Below are 16,144 nucleotides of genomic sequence, written 5' to 3'. Positions count from 1 at the left end.
AGCGGGTGATCCTGGGGGTCACCCTCCGTGATGAAGCTGGGGAGGTGGTGACTTCGTGGGCACGCTGAACCCCACGGCGGTCAAGCGCTGGATCGCGCTCGAGATGAAGCGCCTCCGGGAAGCCGCCGGCTACGACAGAGCGGCTGCGGCCGAGCGCATCGGCAAGGCCACGACGGTCATCGCGCACATCGAGACCTCGCGGAACCTGCCGGCGCCTGCCGACCTCGAAATTCTGCTCGATTTTTACGGAGTACCAGAACGGGCATCGTTCTTCCGCGACCTGACAAGGCGGGCGAAACGCGGCCGGGACTGGTGGATCAAGTTCGATCAGGGGGTGTACGAATGGTTCAACCTGTACCTGGGCCTGGAGACCGGCGCCGCCCGGATCAGCACGGTTGACCTGGTCGTACTGCCCGGACTGTTCCAGACTCGCGATTACGCCCACGCGGTCATCCGAGAGGGTCGCCGATGGAACAGTGAGGCCGAACTCGCCACCATGGTCGAACTGCGGATGGCGCGACAGGAGATAGTGAATCGCCCCGAAGACGCGCCGCATATCTGGTCGATATTGGACGAGAGTGTCCTGCATCGCCAGACAGGTGGCCCGAAAGTCATGCGCGACCAGTTGCAACACTTGATGGATTTGTCCGAACGACCGAATATCGACGTCCAGATCCTCCCCTTCGCCGCAGGGGCCCATGGCGCCTCGGACGGCATGTTCGTGCTCTTGGACTACCCTCCTGAATTTGGCGGGGATCCCGGAACTGTTTATGTCGAGAATCGACGTGAAGGTCTCTATTACGAGGACAGGGAAGACCTGATTCGATTTCGGAAAACGTTCGAACGCCTCCAGGCACAAGCGGAAAACCCTGGGCGGACACGGGATTTCATCCAAAAATTGGCAAGGGAAGTCAATGATCAATGATACGTCTCGACCCACTCTCGTCGGCCTGACCGGCTGGTGGAAGTCGAGCTACAGTGCCGGCACGTCCGGCTGCGTCGAGGTCAACAACACCGTCCCCGGATTTGTGGGCGTGCGAGACTCGAAACTCGGCGAGCAGAGCCCGATCCTCGTATTCGAACGACATGAAATGCGAGCGTTCGTACTTGGCGCCAAGAGCGGCGAATTCGATAACCTGCTCGCCTGACCCCAAGGTGGTCCGCTCCGGCCGGAGCGGACCACCTTTCTTTGCGGGGTACGGCAAAGATGGTGTGGCGCTCACGATCCACCGGGTCGTCCGATCCGCCACTTCCCGTCACTGGAAACCACGCGACTCGCCACCGACCATGGACCGAAGGCGTCCTTCGCCACGTCAGACGAAGCGAAGGGCACCATCACCCCACAGCCACACTCCCACACATCACTCCGGCCGTCTCGACTGGATCGGCCGCGCGGAACAGCGTCAAGACTGTGCCTGACGTTGGCGATACGCACGTTGCTGACAAGCCCTCGAGCAGTAGTCCCGCGGCCTGCCTCGCACTCCCCCGTCCAGAGGCTTGCCGCACATGACGCACTCCCCTCCCCTGGTTTCGTCACGCGTTACCTCACTCGCCCTGCCTTCGACCAGCGCTTGGACACCGTCGAGAGTGCTGCGCAGCCCGAACTCGAAGGGGTCGAGCGGGGTATCCATCCCCCCGCTCTTCCACAGCCGCTCCAAGGCCGGGTAGCCGTTGAGGCGCTCGAACAAGGACTCGCGCTCGCTCCACCAGCGCTCATGGGACACACCCGTGCGCCGCTGGAGCTCCACGGTATCCGCTGCCTGACGAGCGACGGACTCGACGAATCCGCCCACCAGGTTCACCACCGCGATCACCTCCGCGGGCGCCAGACCACTGCGTGACGCGACGTCGAGGGCGTGGTCGTAGCCGGCCATGATGTTCGGACCGGGCAGCCGCCTGGTCCCGGCGCTGTGGACCAGCCACGGGTGCCGCTGGTGGATCCCCCATGCTCGCCGCGACCAGCGTTCGAGACCCTCCCGCCAGCCGAGACCCTCCGAAGGCTCCATCGGGAACTCGCCGTACACGGCGTCCCGCATGAGTTCCACCAGTTCCGCCTTGCCGGGAACGTACCGGTAGAGCGACATCGTGGTGGTACCGAACCGTTCCGCGACCTTGCGCATCGACAGCGCGGCAAGCCCTTCGGCGTCCGCGACCTCGACCGCCGCCGTGACGATCCGGCCGAGGCTCAACCCCGGCCGATCCGGCTCGGGCGCTCCCCACAGCAGCTCGATCGCGCGCTCCGGATCCGGCTGCGCGTCGTCTTTCGCCACCACTACTCCCTTGACGCTCGGCGCTCTCGCGTGTTTAGCTGATAAACCTCAGTATATCCCATAAACAACTCCCAGGAGCGCTTCAGCATGCCTGAAATCAGGTTGTACGTGTCCCCCGACGGCCAGGACGACTGGCCTGGCACCGTCGACCAGCCCTTCGCCACACCGGGAGCGGCACAAGAGGCCGTCCGCGCCGCCACCGCCGGGATGACCGGGGACATCGTCGTCGCCTTCACCGCCGGTGTCCATCACCTGCGAGAACCCCTGGTCTTCGACGACGAGCTGGCGGATTCCGGCACGAACGGCTACCGCGTGATCTACCAGGCGGACGACTACGGGACGCCCGCCCAGGCGAAGGTCGAACTGAGCGGCGGCCGCGAGATCTCCGGCTGGTCGACAGGTGACGACGGCGTCTGGACGGCGCCGGTCGGCGAACTGGCGCCACGACGGCTCACCGTGGACGGCCAGCCCGCGGCGCGAGCGGCCCGCGCGACCGGATTGCCGGGAACCGTGACGAAAACTGCTACTGGTTACGTCACGGACAGCGTCGAACCCCAGTCCTGGCCGGACCCCTCCGGGCTGGAGTTCGTCTACCCCGGCGTCTATCCGTGGTCCGAAGCCCGGCTCGCGGTCGCATCGGTTTCCGGCGATGCCACGTCGACCACCATCACCATGGCCCAGCCCGCCTTCGACAACGCCAAGTCCCTCTACGACTCGAAGTGGTACGCAGCAGGCGGGGACGGGACCTGGGACGGTCTCGCAGCCCCTTCCGTACTCGAGAACAACGTGGCGTTCCTGACCGAGCCGGGCACCTTCGCCGTCAGCCGCACCGAGCAGGGCGAACACGTCCTGCATTACCGCCCGCGCCCCGGCGAGGAGGTCGGCGAGACCACCGTCCTCGCGCCGGTGCTCGAAACGCTTGTCAGCGGGAAGGGTGTGCACGACCTCGTGCTCCGCGGCTTCACTCTCGCCGACGCGGCCTGGTCAGGCCCCGCGCGCACCGGGGGCTACCTGCACTATCACGGGAACTCCCGTTACGAGCAGGGTGACTTCCGGAAGATCGACATGGGCGCGGACGTCGGCTACGTCCATGTTCCGGCCAGTCCGGTTCAGCTGCCCGCCAACGTCAGCCTCGCGTCGGTCAGGCGAGTCACGTTGGAAGGCAACCACCTCACCCGGCTCGGCGCGGGTGGGCTGCTCGTCGAAGACAGCACCGACGTCGAGATCCAGGGATGTGTCTTCGACGAGATCTCGGGCAGCGGGATCGCCGTCCACGAGAGCACCCGGGTCTCGCTCGAGGACAACCTCGTCCACCACATCGGCACCGAGTACCGCGGCTCGTCCGCCGTCATCGTGGTCGAGTCCGAAGAGACGACCGTGGCGCACAACGAGATCCACGACGTCCCGCACAACGGCATCGTGATCACCGGCGGCGAACGGGCCAAGGGCACCCAGGTGATCGCGAACCTCGTCGAACGCAGCATGGGGAAGCTGATGGACGGCGGCGGGATCTACCTCTCCGCGCCGCAGGGGTCCTCGTTCGCCGGCGGCGCGGTGGTCCGCGGCAACGTGATCCACGACGTTCTCACCTCGTTCAACTTCGGGCTCTACACCGACTACGGCGCCGCGTGGATCACCGTCGTCGGCAATATCGTCCACGGTGCCGACACGCCGATCGTGCTCCAGGTCGGCCCGCCGCTGGAGAACGTCGCCTTCCTCGGCAACTTCTGGGACGTCCAGCCGGACGGTGAAGCACCCGAGACGGTGACGATGGCCGGGAACACCTTGCTCTCCAAGGAGAACTTCGACAAGGAAGTCCAGGCCGATCCGGCGGGCGCCGACATCCTCGCGCGGGCGGGCCGCCGGGGTCTGGAACGATGATCACCGCTCCTGCCGGGCGCTCGCCCGGCAGGAGCCGTTCCGCCCACGATCCACGAGGAGACCGCTCGCCCATGCCGACCCAGTCCACGGACTCCCCCGGGACACGCCATCGCCTCGCGAGGATCGCGACCGAGGTGCTCGCCCCCTGGGTCTGGGTGCTCGGCCTGCCGCTGATCGTCGCTTGGAAGGTGACCGGCTACCACCTCGGCGAGACGGTGCTGTGGGGACTCATCGTCGGCGTCACCGGCTCACTGATCCCGATGGCCGTGATCGTGCGAGGCGCGCGGAAGGGCAAGTGGGACAGCCACCATGTGACCGATCGGGCCGGACGGCTCGTCCCGTTCGCGGTCTGCATCGGCTCGCTGACCGCCGGATTCGTCATCCTGATCGCCGGCGGCGCTCCGCACGAGATGATCGCACTCGCGGCCGCCGAGCTCGTCTGCCTGGTCGCCGCGCTGGCGATCACCTTCGGCTTCAAGTTCAAGATCTCCATGCACGCGATGGTGGCGGCGGGCGCGGCCGTCATGCTGATCCGGGTCTACGGCCCCTGGCTCGCCCTGGTCTTCCTCGGCGTCGGCTGGGTCTGCTGGTCCCGCGTCGAACTCGGCGACCACACGAAGGCCGAGGTCACGGCAGGGACGATCGCCGGTGTCGTCCTCGGCGGCGGTGTTTATCTGGTTCTTGAAGCTTTTTTGGCCTGAGCGACGCCGTATAGGCCGTTATACATCTCTCAGGCGCCGGATGCCTTCGGTGAGTTCGGCGAGGTCGGCCGTCGCGGCGAAGCCCAGGCGCAGGAACGGCCCGGACGGCTCGGTGGCGAAGAACCGCTCCCCTGCCCCGACGACGACTCCCCGCTCTCTCGCGGCGCGGGCGAGGGCGTTCGCGTCACTCCCCGCCGGTAGCCGCACCCACAGGTGCAGCCCACCCGAGGGAAGGCGTGCGACAGTCCACTCAGGACACTCCCCCGCCAGCGCCGCGGCCGCTTTCACGCACCGTTCCCGCAATTCGGCGCCCAGTTTCCGCACGTGACGTTCCCAGGACGGCGCGCTGAGGAGTTCGAGTGCCGCTTCCTGCAGCGGACGGGAGACGAAGAAGTCGTCGACCCGCCGGATCGCCTTCATCCGGTCGAGCACCGGTCCTCGCGCGATGAGCGCCCCGATCCGCAGGCTCGGCGCCGCCGCTTTCGTCACCGACGTCAGGTGGACGACCGTGCCGTCGCGGTCGTCGGCGATCAGCGGACGCGGTGCCGTGGATTCGTGCGACAGGTAGCGGGCGAAGTCGTCTTCGAGCACGAACGCACCCGCCGCCCGCGCCACCTCCAGCACCTGAGCGCGACGTTCGGCGGCCAGCACGGTCCCGGTCGGATTGTGGAAGGTGGGCTGACAGTAGAAGAGCCGGGCGCCGGTCATCGCGAACGCCTCGGCGAGCAGATCCGGACGGACACCGTCCTCGTCGATCGGGACCGGTACCGGGCGGAGTCCCGCCGCTCGCGCCGCGGCGAGCGCTCCCGGATAGGTCGGCGACTCGACCAGCACAGGACTTCCCGGAGCGGCGATGGCCCGGAACGCCATCGACAGCCCGCTCTGTCCGCCGGACGTGATCAGGACATCGTCCGGCGACGCGCCGGCCGGCCCCGCGAACACCGACCTCAGCGCGGCCAGCCCGGTGGCGGGTGCGCGATCCCAGGCGTCCGGACGGCGGCCTGCCCGCGCGAGCGCCGCGCTCAAGAACCGGGCCGCCTGCAGTGACCGGTGCGGATAGCCGCCGTCGAGCAGGATCGCGCCGTCCGGCGGCGGCCCCAGGGTGCCGGTGAGGGACCGGGTGTCGACGCTGCGATCGGTCAGCGCGACGGTCTGCCACGCCGTGTCGAGCGACTCCCCCGCCGTCCTCGGCTTTGTCGCCACGTACGTCCCACTGCCGGGGCGGGTCACGACAGCACCTTCCGCGGCCAGCAGGGCGATCGCGCGCGAGACCGTCACCGGGCCGACCCGATAGCGCTCGATCAGCTCCCGGCTACTGGGCAGCCGGTCCCCCGGCGCCGCCGCGCGGACCAAGGAACGCAGCTGGGTCACGAGCGCAGAAGTGCTACTATCCGACATGAAAGAACATGATAGTGCTACTGGAAACCGTGCGGAATCACTACTGGACATTCCAGCGCTGCGAGCCGATACCCCCGGTAGCGAGAAGGTCGTCCACTTCAACAACGCGGGCTGTGGTCTCGTGGCGAAGCCGGTGCTGGCCGCGATGCTCGACCACCTGAATCTCGAAGCCGAGATCGGCGGCTACGAGGCCGCCGCCGTACGGGCCGACGAGGTCGCAGGGTTCTACCGTGAGATCGCCGCGTTGATCAACGCGCGGCCGCGCAACATCGCCTTCGCGGCCAGTGCCACTCACGCCTATTCCACAGCGCTGTCCTCGATCCGGTTCGAAACCGGCGACGTCGTCCTCACCACCCGCAACGACTTCATCTCCAACCAGATCGCGTTCCTGTCACTGCGAAAGCGGTTCGGTGTCCAGGTCGTGCACGCCCCGGACACGCCGGAAGGCGGTGTCGACGTCGAGGCCATGGCGGCGCTCATGCGCAGCAGGAAGCCGAAACTGGTGGCGGCCACGCATATCCCGACCAATTCGGGACTGGTCCAGCCGGTCGCCGAGATCGGGCGGCACTGCCGGGAACTCGGTCTGCTGTACCTGGTCGACGCCTGCCAGTCGATCGGTCAGTACCCCGTCGACGTCGAGGAGATCGGCGCCGATCTCCTCACCTCGACGTGCCGCAAGTTCCTGCGCGGTCCCCGCGGCTCCGGCTTCCTGTTCGTTTCCGATCGCTTCCTCGCGGACGGCCACGAGCCGCTGTTCATCGACATGCACGGCGCCCGCTGGTCCGCGCCGAGGAAGTACGAGCCCGCCGAGTCTGCCGTCCGGTTCGAAGAATGGGAATTCCCGTACGCCACGGTGCTCGGCTGTGCGCGAGCGGCGCGCTACGCCCGCGAGGTCGGCCTGGAGGCGATCTCACGGCGGACGCCCGCGCTCGCGTCGAGACTGCGTGACGGGCTCGCCGCCCTTCCCGGCGTCGAGGTGCTCGACCGGGGCCGGAAACTGGGTGCGCTGGTGACGTTCTCGATCAAAGGCTGGGAAGCCGTCCCGTTCAAGGAGGCGATGGACGCCCGGCGGATCAACTCGGCGCTCAGCTACCGGGAGTTCGCCCAGTTCGACTTCGGCGACAAGAACGTCGACTGGTGCCTGCGGCTGAGCCCGCATTACTACAACACCGAACAAGAGGTGGACGACGTGACCGCGGCCGTCGCCGAACTCGCCGCCTGATCGCGGCTTCCCTGCCCGGGCACTGGGGGTGCACGGGCAGGGAAGCCGTCAGAGCGTCAGGCGCCGGCGAGACCGCGGCGCTGCAGCAGTGGCTCGATCTCCGGGTCACGGCCGCGGAACGCGCGGAAGGCGTCCATCGGGTCGATGCTGCCACCGCGACCGAGCAGCTCGCGGCGGAAGTGGTCGCCGTTCTCCCTGGTGAGCCCGCCGTTCTCGCGGAACCACTGGACGGTGTCGGCGTCGAGGACCTCGCTCCAGATGTAGGAGTAGTACCCGGCGCTGTAGCCGCCGCTGAAAACGTGCGCGAAGTAGGTGGTGCGGTACCGCGGCGGCACGGCTTCCAGCGCGACTCCGGCCTTGGTCAACGCCTCGGCCTCGAACCGCTGGACGTCTTCGACGTGGTCCTCGGTGCCGAGCGCGTGCCACGCCTGGTCCAGAAGGGCCGCGGCGAGGTACTCGGTCGTGGAGAAGCCTTCGCCGTACTGCTGCGACGCCAGGAGCTTGTCGATCTGCTCCTGCGGAAGCGGCTCGCCGGTCACGTGGTGCTTGGCGTAGTTGGCCAGGACCTCGGGCCAGAGCATCCACATCTCGTTGACCTGTGAGGGGTACTCGACGAAGTCACGCGGAACGCTGGTGCCGGAGAACGTCGGGTACTGCACGTCCGACAGCAACGAGTGGAGCGCGTGCCCGAACTCGTGGAACGCGGTGACGACCTCGTCGAAGGTCAGCAGGGTCGGCTCCCCCGCCGGAGGCTTGGCGACGTTGAGCACGTTCACCACGACCGTATTGGTGCCCAGCACTGTCGTCTGGTCGACGAAGTTGTTCATCCAGGCGCCGCCGCGCTTCGAGTCGCGGGCGTAGTAGTCCAGCAGGAACAGGCCGAGTGCCGTGCCGTCGGCGTCGAAGACCTCGAAGGTCCGGACCTCGGGGTGGTACTTCGGCAGGTCCTCCCGCTCGGTGAAGCTCAAGCCGTACAGCTTGGAGGCGGCGAAGAAGACCCCGTCGGTCAGCACCCGGTTCAGCTCGAAGTACGGGCGGAGCGCCGCGGTGTCGACCTCGAACCGGTCCTTGCGGACGCGCTCGGCGTAGAACGCCCAGTCCCACGGCCGCAGGACGGCGCCGGGGATGTCGGCTTCGAGGTACCGCTGCAGTTCTTCGGCCTCCGCCTTGGCGTTGGCCACCGCGACCGGCGCGAGGCGTTCCAACAGCCCGGCAGCGGCGGCGGCCGTCTTCGCGGTCTCGTCTTCGATGACGTACGAGGCGTGGTCGGGGAAGCCGAGCACGGCGGCCCGCTCGGCGCGCAACCGGACCAGCTGGGCGACGATCTCGTTGTTGTCGAACTCGTTGCCCCGGTTGCCCCGCGACACCGACGCGGTGAAGATCCGCTCGCGCAGCGCGCGGTCCTCCAGCGTGGCCAGCGCCGCCTGCGCTGTCGGCAGGGTCAGCTTGAGGACGTACTTGCCCTCCTCCCCCGCGGTCTCGGCGGCCGTCGCGATCTCGTCCCCACCCAACCCTGCGAGTTCCGCGACGTCTTCGACGACGACGGCGAGTTCGTTGGTGTCCTTCAGCAGGTTCTGCTGGAACCTGGTCGACAGGGTCGAAAGCTGCTCGTTCAGCTCGCGCAGGCGCTTCTGGTCGGCTTCGGGAAGCCCCGCGCCGGCCCGGCGGACGTCGGTGTGGTGACGCTCGAGCAGACGGAGCGACTCGGTGTCGAGGCCGAGTTCGTCCTTGCGCTCGAACAGCGTGTTGATCCGGGCGAACAACGCCGGGTTCAGGTTGACGGCATCGGCGTGCGCGGCCAGTCGCGGCGCCATTTCGGCCTGCACTCGCTGGATCTCGTCGTTCGCGTTCGATCCGGAGAGGTTGTAGAACACGCTGGAGACGCGGGACAGCAACCTGCCGGACTTCTCCAGCGCGGCGATGGTGTTCTCGAACGTGGGCGGCTCGGCGGAACCGGCGATCGCGTCGATTTCCGCGGCGTGCTCGGCCAGGCCCGCTTCGAAGGCCGGCAGGAAGTGTTCGTCGGCGATTCGGTCGAACGGCGGAAGGGCGTAGGGCAGCTCACTCGGCGCGGCGAACGGGTTGTCCTGCGAAATCATCGGTGTTGCTCCCGGGTCGTCGAATCTGCTGTTCAGGCCACCTTACGGGCAGTCAGGGGCCGGTGGATGCCGTCCGTGGCGTGACGCCGCCGACGGCGACGGTCACGCTCCGGTGGTACCGCCCACCACCGCGTCGGAGCTCTGCTTTCCCTTGCCGCGCTTGGCTTTGGCCTTCGGTGCCGGTGGGGCGATCCCGGCCAGGTCACCGCCGTTGTCGTTGACGCGCAACACGAACGGACGAGTCTCGGTGTAGCGGACCACCGAAACCGACGCCGGGTCGACCACGATCCGCTGGAACGCGTCGAGATGCTGGCCGAGCGCGTCGGCGAGGATCGACTTGATCACGTCGCCGTGGCTGCACAGGAGCCAGACCGCGTTCTCACCGTGTTTCGCGGTGATCCGGGCGTCGTGCGCGCGAACGGCCGCGACCGAACGCGCCTGCATCTCGGCCAGTCCCTCCCCGCCGGGGAAGACCGCGGCCGAAGGGTGCGCCTGCACGACCCGCCACAAGGGTTCCTTGAACAGATCCTTGAGCGCGCGACCGGTCCATTCGCCGTAGTCCACTTCGGACAAACCGGGCTCTTTGACCTTGTCCAGACCGCGTGCCTCGGACAGCTTCGCGACCGTCTGGCGGCAGCGGAGCATCGGCGAGACCACCAGCTCGGCGAGAGGAACCGGCGCCAGGCGCTCGACGAGCGCCGCCGCCTGTGCCCGGCCGGTGTCGTCCAGCCCGACCTTGGGCGTGCGCCCGGCCAGGACACCCGAGCCGTTCGCCGTGGACTTGCCATGGCGCAGAAGGATCACAGTACTCACGTGGCCCACCCTACGTGTCCGTGCTTTGCCGCTCCCGCGTTTCGTCCTCTGGATGCGGAGGTTTACAGGTGCGGGCCCGCGCCGGGGTCGAGGACGCCGGTGAAGATCAGCACGAAAAGCAGGACACCGAGCACGAGCCGGTAGATCACGAACGGCACGAAGCTCTTGGTCTTGATGTAGGACATCAGCCAGGCGATCACGGCGTAGCCGACGCCGAACGCGACCAGCGTCGCCAGGATCGTCGGCCCCCACTGGGCCGGGGCGCCGTCCTTGCCGATGTCGGTCAGCTTGTACAGGCCCGAGCCGAACACCGCCGGCAGCGCCAGCAGGAAGGAGTACTCCGCCGCCTCCGCGCGGGTGTAGCCGAGCAGCAGCCCGGCGCTGGTGGTGCCGCCGGAGCGAGAGACGCCCGGGATCAGCGCCAGCGCCTGCGCGAACCCGAAGCCGAGGCCGTGCGGCACGGTCAGGTGGTCCAGCGTCCGCTCCTGCCGCCCGATCCGGTCGGCCAGCAGGAGGATGAGGCCGAACACGATCAGCGTGGTCGCGGTGATCCGCAGATCACGGAAGGTCTCGTCGATCGCGTCCTGCAGCAGCAGGCCCAGCACCACGATCGGCAGCGAACCGATGATGATCAGCCAGCCGAGCCGCGCGTCCGGGTCTTGCCGCCAGTCCTTCTTGTAGATCGAGAAGAACCAGGCGCGGAGGATCTTCCCGATCTTGCTCGAGAAGTACAGGATGACGGCGAGTTCGGTGCCGATCTGGGTCACCGCGGTGAAGGCGGCGCCCGGGTCGTCCCAGCCGGCGAGCGCCGCGGTGATCCGCAGGTGCGCGCTGGAGGAGATCGGCAGGAACTCCGTGAGGCCCTGGACGAGCCCCAGGACCAGTGCTTCGAACCATCCCATCAGGCGACACCGGCCAGTTCGATCGCCTCGGCCGCGACTTCGAGAGCGTGTGCGGAACTCTCGGGGTCCGGCATGGAGGGCGCGACGGTCAGCGTCGTGACCCCCGCCCCGGCGAAGGCCTGCATCCGTTCGGCGATCCGCTCCTTGGGGCCCAGCAGCGATGTCGCGTCGATGAACTCCAGCGGGACGGCCGCCATCGCGCCTTCGTAGTCCTTCCCCAGGTACTTCTGCTGGACGTCGGCGGCTTCGCGCTCGAAGCCCATCCGGCAGGCGAGCTGGTTGTAGAAGTTCTTGTCCCGGCTGCCCATCCCGCCGAGGTACAGCGCCGCGTACCCGCGGACCGCGTCGGCGCAGGCCTTCCAGTCGTCACCGACCACGAGCGGGACGGTGGGGACGACGTCGAAACCGTCGAGGGACCGCTCGGCCTTCTCCGCGCCCGCCTGAATCAGCTTCAGCTGCTCTCCGGCATGCTCGGGCGAGAAGAACACGGGCAGCCAGCCGTTCGCGATCTCGCCGGTCAGTTCGAGGTTCTTCGGGCCGATGGCGGCCAGATACACGGGGATCTCTTCGCGTTCGGGGTGCACGGTCAGCGTCAGCGCCTTGCCGGGCCCGCCGGGCAGAGGGAGTTCGAAGTGCTCGCCTTCGTACTTCAGCCGCTCACGGGACAGCGCCTTGCGGACGATCTCGACGTACTCGCGCGTCCGGCCGAGGGGTGACGCGAACTTCACGCCGTGCCAGCCTTCGGAGACCTGCGGACCGGACACACCGAGGCCGAGGCGGAACCGCCCGCCCGACAGCGTGTCCAGGGTCGCGGCGGTCATCGCGGTCATCGCGGGCGTCCGCGCCGGGATCTGCAGCACCGCGCTGCCCACGTCGATCCGTGAGGTCTGCGCCGCCACCCACGCCAGCACCGTCGGCGCGTCCGAGCCGTACGCCTCCGCGGCCCAGACGACCGCGTAGTCCAGTTCGTCCGCCTTCTTCGCCAATGCCAGGTTGGCCGCGTCGTTGCCCGCGCCCCAATAGCCCAAGTTCAGTCCGAGTCGCACGGCGTGAATGTATCCATCGGAGTGTCACTCCTCCGTTCAGGGTGTTGACACCGCGGTGACCCGGCCGGTGGTACTCGATCACGACACGCTCACCTGCTCCGCGTCCCGCACCGGCCTTCCGGCTAGGCTCGCCCGTCGTGGAAAAGCGACAGCTCGGCCGGTCGGGACTGCGGGTCTCGCGGATGGCCCTCGGGACCATGACGTGGGGTGGCGACACCGACTCGGAGGAGGCGGCCAGCCAGCTGGTCGCGTTCGTCGACGCCGGGGGCACCCTGGTCGACACCGCCGACATCTACAGCGAGGGTGAGAGCGAACGCGTTCTCGGCGCGCTGCTCGGCGACCTCGTCCCCCGTGACGACATCGTGCTCGCCACCAAGGCGGTCGCCCGCCGCACCGACGGCCCGTTCGGTGGTGGTGCCTCTCGCGGCGCGCTGCTGAGCGCCCTCGAAGGTTCGCTGCGCCGCCTCGGCACCGACCACATCGACCTCTGGCAACTGCACGCCTGGGACACCACCGTGCCGGTCGACGAGACCCTCGCGGCTCTCGACTACGCCGTGACCAGTGGAAAGGCCCGCTACGTCGGCGTCTCCAACTACTCCGGCTGGCAGCTCGCGACCGCCGCGGCCCGCAGTTCCGCCGTCGCCCCGCTGGTCTCGACGCAGGTCGAGTACTCGCTGCTGGAGCGCGGAGTGGACCGTGAGGTCGTCCCCGCCTCGGAGCACCACGGCATCGGGATCCTGCCCTGGGCCCCGCTCGGCCGGGGCGTGCTCACCGGCAAGTACCGCACCGGGACACCCGCCGATTCCCGTGGCGCTTCGAGTGTTTTCGCGGGCTATGTCGAACATCACCGGACCGATCGCGCGGCCAGGATCGTGCAGGCGGTCGCGACCGCCGCCGACGGGCTGGGCACCTCGCCGCTGGCCGTCGCGCTGGCCTGGGTCCGCGACCGGCCGGGAGTGGTCGCTCCCGTGGTCGGAGCGCGTGACACCGGCCAGCTCACCGGGTCGCTCACGGCCGAGGAGATCACGCTCCCGCCCGCCATCCGATCGGCGCTCGACGACGTCAGCGCGATCGAGGTCGGGTACCCCGAACGCGGCCTTTGAGCCGTCTCGATTACTGGATTAGGTGACTGTTAGGTGACACAGACGTGACGCGGTGGGGTTCCTGGGGGATGCTGGACAAATCCGTTCGACGAGTAGCAGGTGGAGGCACCAAGGTGGGTCGGCTGTCCGCCGTTTCCCGGATCGCGATCCCGCTCGCCGGTGCCCTGGTGCTCTCGTCTTGCAGTGCGGACGACACCCCGAACGACACGCTCCAGATCGTGCAGAACCCCGTCGCGGTGACGGCCGCCGTCTCCCCCGCGGTGACGGCCAAGCCCGCCGGTTCGGTGTTCGCCGGGCCCAGGGTGAAGGCGCTGGCCACCGACGAGGCGAGCAAGACGCTGATCGTCGCCGTCTCGGAGCCGCCTTCGCTGCGCCTCTACGATCTCTCGGCCCTGGACACCCCGAAGACGACCGTGGCCTTGCCCGGCCCCGCCGAGCGGCTCACGGTCTCCGGTGGCCAGGTGCTCGCCAGCGTCCCCGGCAAGAGTCTGCTGGCGAAGGTGTCCCTGCCCGGCGGCGCACTGGAGACGGTCCCGGTCGCGGGGCAGCCTTCCGCCGGTCTCGCCGACGGCGACTCGACGCTGGTCTCGGTCCGTGATCGCAAGGTCGTCGAGGTGCTTTCCGCCAACGCGGGCCCGAAGACCATCACCGGCCAGATCTACAGCGCCGACGACGTGCTGAACACCGGCGACGGCGTGGTCGTCCTGGACAAGCTGCGCACGGCTCTGTTCTCGGTCGACCTGGCCGAGGGCAAGATCGGCGAAGGCCTCCGCGCGGGCGACGGCGCGGCCAACGCGGTCACCGACGATCTCGGGCGCGTCTTCGTCACCGACGCGCGAGCGGGCGCGTTGCTGGCGTTCTCCACGACGCCGCTGCTGCTGCGCCAGCGTTACCCCGTCCCCGGCGGGGCGTACGGCATCGCCTACGACCGCGCCCGGGGGCTCGCCTGGGTCACTCTCACCGAGCGCAACGAGGTCGTCGGCTTCGACGTCCGCGGCGGGGAGCCGATCGAGAAGCACCGGTTCCCCACCCTGCGGCAGCCAGATTCGGTCACCGTCGACGAGCAGGGCGGCCGTGTGGTCGTCGGCTCGGCCATCGGAGAAGGGATCCAGGTGATCACGCCATGACAGTTGTGGACGAGGCGGTGGTCGAAGGGGATTGGGAGTACCGGCGGCTGCAGTTGCCTCCCGGTGTTTCCCGGCGGGCGGCGGCGACGCAGCTGTCGATCCACGCCGAGTTCGCCGGCTGGGAGCTCTCGACCGTCCGGCTCTACTCCGATGGGACCCGGAGGGTGTGGTTGCGCCGCAAGCGCACCGCCACACCCCTGCCCGGCCTGATCACCTGAAGACGCGGCCGAGCCAGTCCGCCCAGAGCTCGTCCTGTTCCGCGGGGTCGACGTCGCCGAACAGGTGATGCATCGCGAGCATCGGCCCGCGGAAACCGCGGACGAAGCGCAGGAGCGCGTCCCCGGTCCGGATCCCGACCGTCTGCTCGTTCGCCAGATAGACCTCGCCATCCACTGTGGACATCGACCCCGTGCTCAGCCGGACCCGGTCGCCCGTGTCCGGCCGCCCGGCGAGACCCAGTTCCCGGCCCAGCGCCAGCCACGCGCGGTCCCAGTCTTCGATCGCGGGCCCGAACACCGTCACCGGCACCGCTTTCCGGCCCGCGAACCCGTTGAGATACTCGACCAGGGTGCGGAGGAACAGCTCGCCGCCACCGCGCATCGCCTCGAACTCGTCTTCCCAGTCGTCGCCGGGCAGGAAGCCGCTCGTCACGGTCCGCAGCACGGTGCTGCCGCCGGAGCGGGCCTCGATCAGGAACTCGTAGGCGACGAACCGCCCGTCCTCCTCGCGTTCCGTGCCGTAGACGAGCCTTTCGAGCGGGTCCCACGACGTGATCGCGGACGCGGGTTCGTAGCCGCCGAACGCGGTCTTCACCGTGCCGCCGACGCCGCCGTCGACCTCACTGCGTCCCATGAACCATGACGTGATCCCCGGCCCGGTCGCGATGGCGTCCCAGACCTGCTCCGGCGTCGCGTCGACCTCGACGCGGTCGGCGATCTCGAATTCGTGCCCCACTCAGCGCTCCTCGGTCTCGGTTTTGACGCTCGGATGGACGGCGACGACGATCCGGTGATCGCGGCCCTGTTCGGCGCCTTCGTCGTGGTACTTGCTCACCAGGTTCGTGATCGCGACGGTGAGTTCTTCGGCGAACGCCGCCCTGTCGGCCGCGTTCGAGAACCGCACCTCGCCGTCGATCGCGAAGGTCGCGACCCGCTTGCGCGCCTTGGTGGAGCCGGTGATCAGCAGGCCGACGTCGCGCACCAGCCTGCCCGCGACCGCGAGCAGCCAACGCGCGGAAAGGCGGTCCGGCGACTCGGCCGGGTCGGGCTGGACCGCGGAAAGCGCGGTCGGCGAGATCACGTAGGACGCCGCTGTCGCGCGCATCATGCGTTCGGTGACGTTGCCCTTGCGCCGCTCTTCGACGAGCTCGACCAGGCCGTGCTTTTCCAGCGCGCGCAGGTGGTAGTTCACCTTCTGCCGCGGCAGGTCCACCCGCGCGGCCAGCATCGTGGCCGACGCCGGTTCCGCGAGTTCGGACAGCAGCCGGGCCCGGACCGGGTCCAACGACACTTCGGCCGCTTCCGCGTCCTCGATCACCGCTACGGAGAACATGGCAAGAAGGTGCCACCGAAAAGAGAACTTG

At 68.6% G+C, this 16,144-nt stretch carries 16 protein-coding genes; 8 read left to right on the top strand and 8 right to left on the bottom strand.

Going from position 1 to position 16,144, the window contains the following annotated elements; genetic code table 11:
- The first annotated feature begins 55 nt into the window (after positions 1–55).
- Positions 56–925 (top strand): DUF5753 domain-containing protein, encoded by an 870-nt coding sequence (locus ACLJRM_RS17975; protein WP_410663658.1) that lies wholly within the window; start codon positions 56–58, stop codon positions 923–925.
- Positions 915–1,148 carry a DUF397 domain-containing protein gene (locus tag ACLJRM_RS17970; RefSeq protein ID WP_410663657.1) on the top strand — a complete coding sequence of 78 codons (234 nt, stop codon included), beginning with the start codon at positions 915–917 and terminating at the stop codon, positions 1,146–1,148. Before ACLJRM_RS17975 ends, ACLJRM_RS17970 begins: the two co-directional genes overlap by 11 nt.
- A gap of 255 nt (positions 1,149–1,403) precedes the next feature.
- Here ACLJRM_RS17970 and ACLJRM_RS17965 read toward each other — a convergent pair whose 3' ends face one another.
- The gene (locus tag ACLJRM_RS17965) at positions 1,404–2,270 is read right to left on the bottom strand and encodes a TetR/AcrR family transcriptional regulator (protein ID WP_410663656.1); all 867 of its coding nucleotides are present in this window, start codon (positions 2,268–2,270) and stop codon (positions 1,404–1,406) included.
- A gap of 87 nt (positions 2,271–2,357) precedes the next feature.
- On the opposite strand from ACLJRM_RS17965, the gene ACLJRM_RS17960 reads away from it, so the two are divergent.
- Together ACLJRM_RS17960 and ACLJRM_RS17955 are read left to right on the top strand one after the other, a co-directional pair.
- A complete protein-coding gene (locus ACLJRM_RS17960; RefSeq protein ID WP_410663655.1) occupies positions 2,358–4,151 on the top strand; it encodes a right-handed parallel beta-helix repeat-containing protein in 1,794 nt (597 codons plus the stop codon).
- Positions 4,152–4,222: 71 nt separating this feature from the next.
- A complete protein-coding gene (locus ACLJRM_RS17955) occupies positions 4,223–4,852 on the top strand; it encodes a hypothetical protein (protein ID WP_101608005.1) in 630 nt (209 codons plus the stop codon).
- 18 nt (positions 4,853–4,870) lie between these two features.
- Here the strand turns inward: ACLJRM_RS17955 and ACLJRM_RS17950 are convergent, their stop codons facing one another.
- Positions 4,871–6,250, bottom strand: a complete 1,380-nt coding sequence (locus ACLJRM_RS17950; RefSeq protein ID WP_101608006.1) for a PLP-dependent aminotransferase family protein — start codon at positions 6,248–6,250, stop codon at positions 4,871–4,873.
- Between ACLJRM_RS17950 and ACLJRM_RS17945 the strand changes: the two genes are divergently transcribed.
- Positions 6,249–7,472, top strand: coding sequence for an aminotransferase class V-fold PLP-dependent enzyme (locus tag ACLJRM_RS17945; protein WP_410663654.1), 1,224 nt, complete (start codon positions 6,249–6,251; stop codon positions 7,470–7,472). The genes ACLJRM_RS17950 and ACLJRM_RS17945 overlap by 2 nt on opposite strands.
- Positions 7,473–7,528: 56 nt before the next feature.
- Here the strand turns inward: ACLJRM_RS17945 and ACLJRM_RS17940 are convergent, their stop codons facing one another.
- From ACLJRM_RS17940 to ACLJRM_RS17925, 4 genes are all read right to left on the bottom strand, one after another.
- The gene (locus ACLJRM_RS17940) at positions 7,529–9,571 is read right to left on the bottom strand and encodes a M3 family metallopeptidase (protein ID WP_410663653.1); all 2,043 of its coding nucleotides are present in this window, start codon (positions 9,569–9,571) and stop codon (positions 7,529–7,531) included.
- Positions 9,572–9,673: 102 nt separating this feature from the next.
- Positions 9,674–10,384 (bottom strand): histidine phosphatase family protein, encoded by a 711-nt coding sequence (locus ACLJRM_RS17935; protein WP_410663652.1) that lies wholly within the window; start codon positions 10,382–10,384, stop codon positions 9,674–9,676.
- A gap of 62 nt (positions 10,385–10,446) precedes the next feature.
- Positions 10,447–11,286, bottom strand: coding sequence for an undecaprenyl-diphosphate phosphatase (locus ACLJRM_RS17930; RefSeq protein ID WP_101608009.1), 840 nt, complete (start codon positions 11,284–11,286; stop codon positions 10,447–10,449).
- A complete protein-coding gene (locus tag ACLJRM_RS17925; RefSeq protein ID WP_101608010.1) occupies positions 11,286–12,332 on the bottom strand; it encodes an LLM class F420-dependent oxidoreductase in 1,047 nt (348 codons plus the stop codon). The genes ACLJRM_RS17930 and ACLJRM_RS17925 overlap by 1 nt, the downstream gene beginning before the upstream one ends.
- A 137-nt stretch (positions 12,333–12,469) precedes the next feature.
- On the opposite strand from ACLJRM_RS17925, the gene ACLJRM_RS17920 reads away from it, so the two are divergent.
- The 3 genes from ACLJRM_RS17920 (at position 12,470) to ACLJRM_RS17910 (ending at position 14,780) form a co-directional block, all read left to right on the top strand.
- Entirely contained in the window at positions 12,470–13,435 is a 966-nt protein-coding gene (locus tag ACLJRM_RS17920) for an aldo/keto reductase (RefSeq protein ID WP_199193005.1), read from the top strand.
- A 113-nt stretch (positions 13,436–13,548) separates the two neighbouring features.
- The gene (locus tag ACLJRM_RS17915) at positions 13,549–14,562 is read left to right on the top strand and encodes a YncE family protein (RefSeq protein ID WP_410663651.1); all 1,014 of its coding nucleotides are present in this window, start codon (positions 13,549–13,551) and stop codon (positions 14,560–14,562) included.
- Complete coding sequence (locus tag ACLJRM_RS17910) at positions 14,559–14,780, top strand: DUF5703 family protein (protein ID WP_016334446.1); 222 nt, start codon at positions 14,559–14,561, stop codon at positions 14,778–14,780. The genes ACLJRM_RS17915 and ACLJRM_RS17910 overlap by 4 nt, the downstream gene beginning before the upstream one ends.
- Here the strand turns inward: ACLJRM_RS17910 and ACLJRM_RS17905 are convergent.
- Positions 14,773–15,516, bottom strand: coding sequence for an SRPBCC family protein (locus ACLJRM_RS17905; RefSeq protein WP_101608013.1), 744 nt, complete (start codon positions 15,514–15,516; stop codon positions 14,773–14,775). The two genes, ACLJRM_RS17910 and ACLJRM_RS17905, sit on opposite strands and share 8 nt — an antisense overlap.
- Positions 15,517–16,113, bottom strand: a complete 597-nt coding sequence (locus tag ACLJRM_RS17900) for a winged helix-turn-helix domain-containing protein (protein WP_101608014.1) — start codon at positions 16,111–16,113, stop codon at positions 15,517–15,519.
- Positions 16,114–16,144 lie beyond the last annotated feature (31 nt).

It is taken from the genome of Amycolatopsis sp. lyj-84, assembly GCF_046549075.1.
Taxonomy (GTDB): Bacteria; Actinomycetota; Actinomycetes; order Mycobacteriales; family Pseudonocardiaceae; genus Amycolatopsis.
The sequence above is the reverse complement of the archived record's forward strand: the minus strand, read 5'-3'. Positions and strand labels throughout refer to the sequence as shown.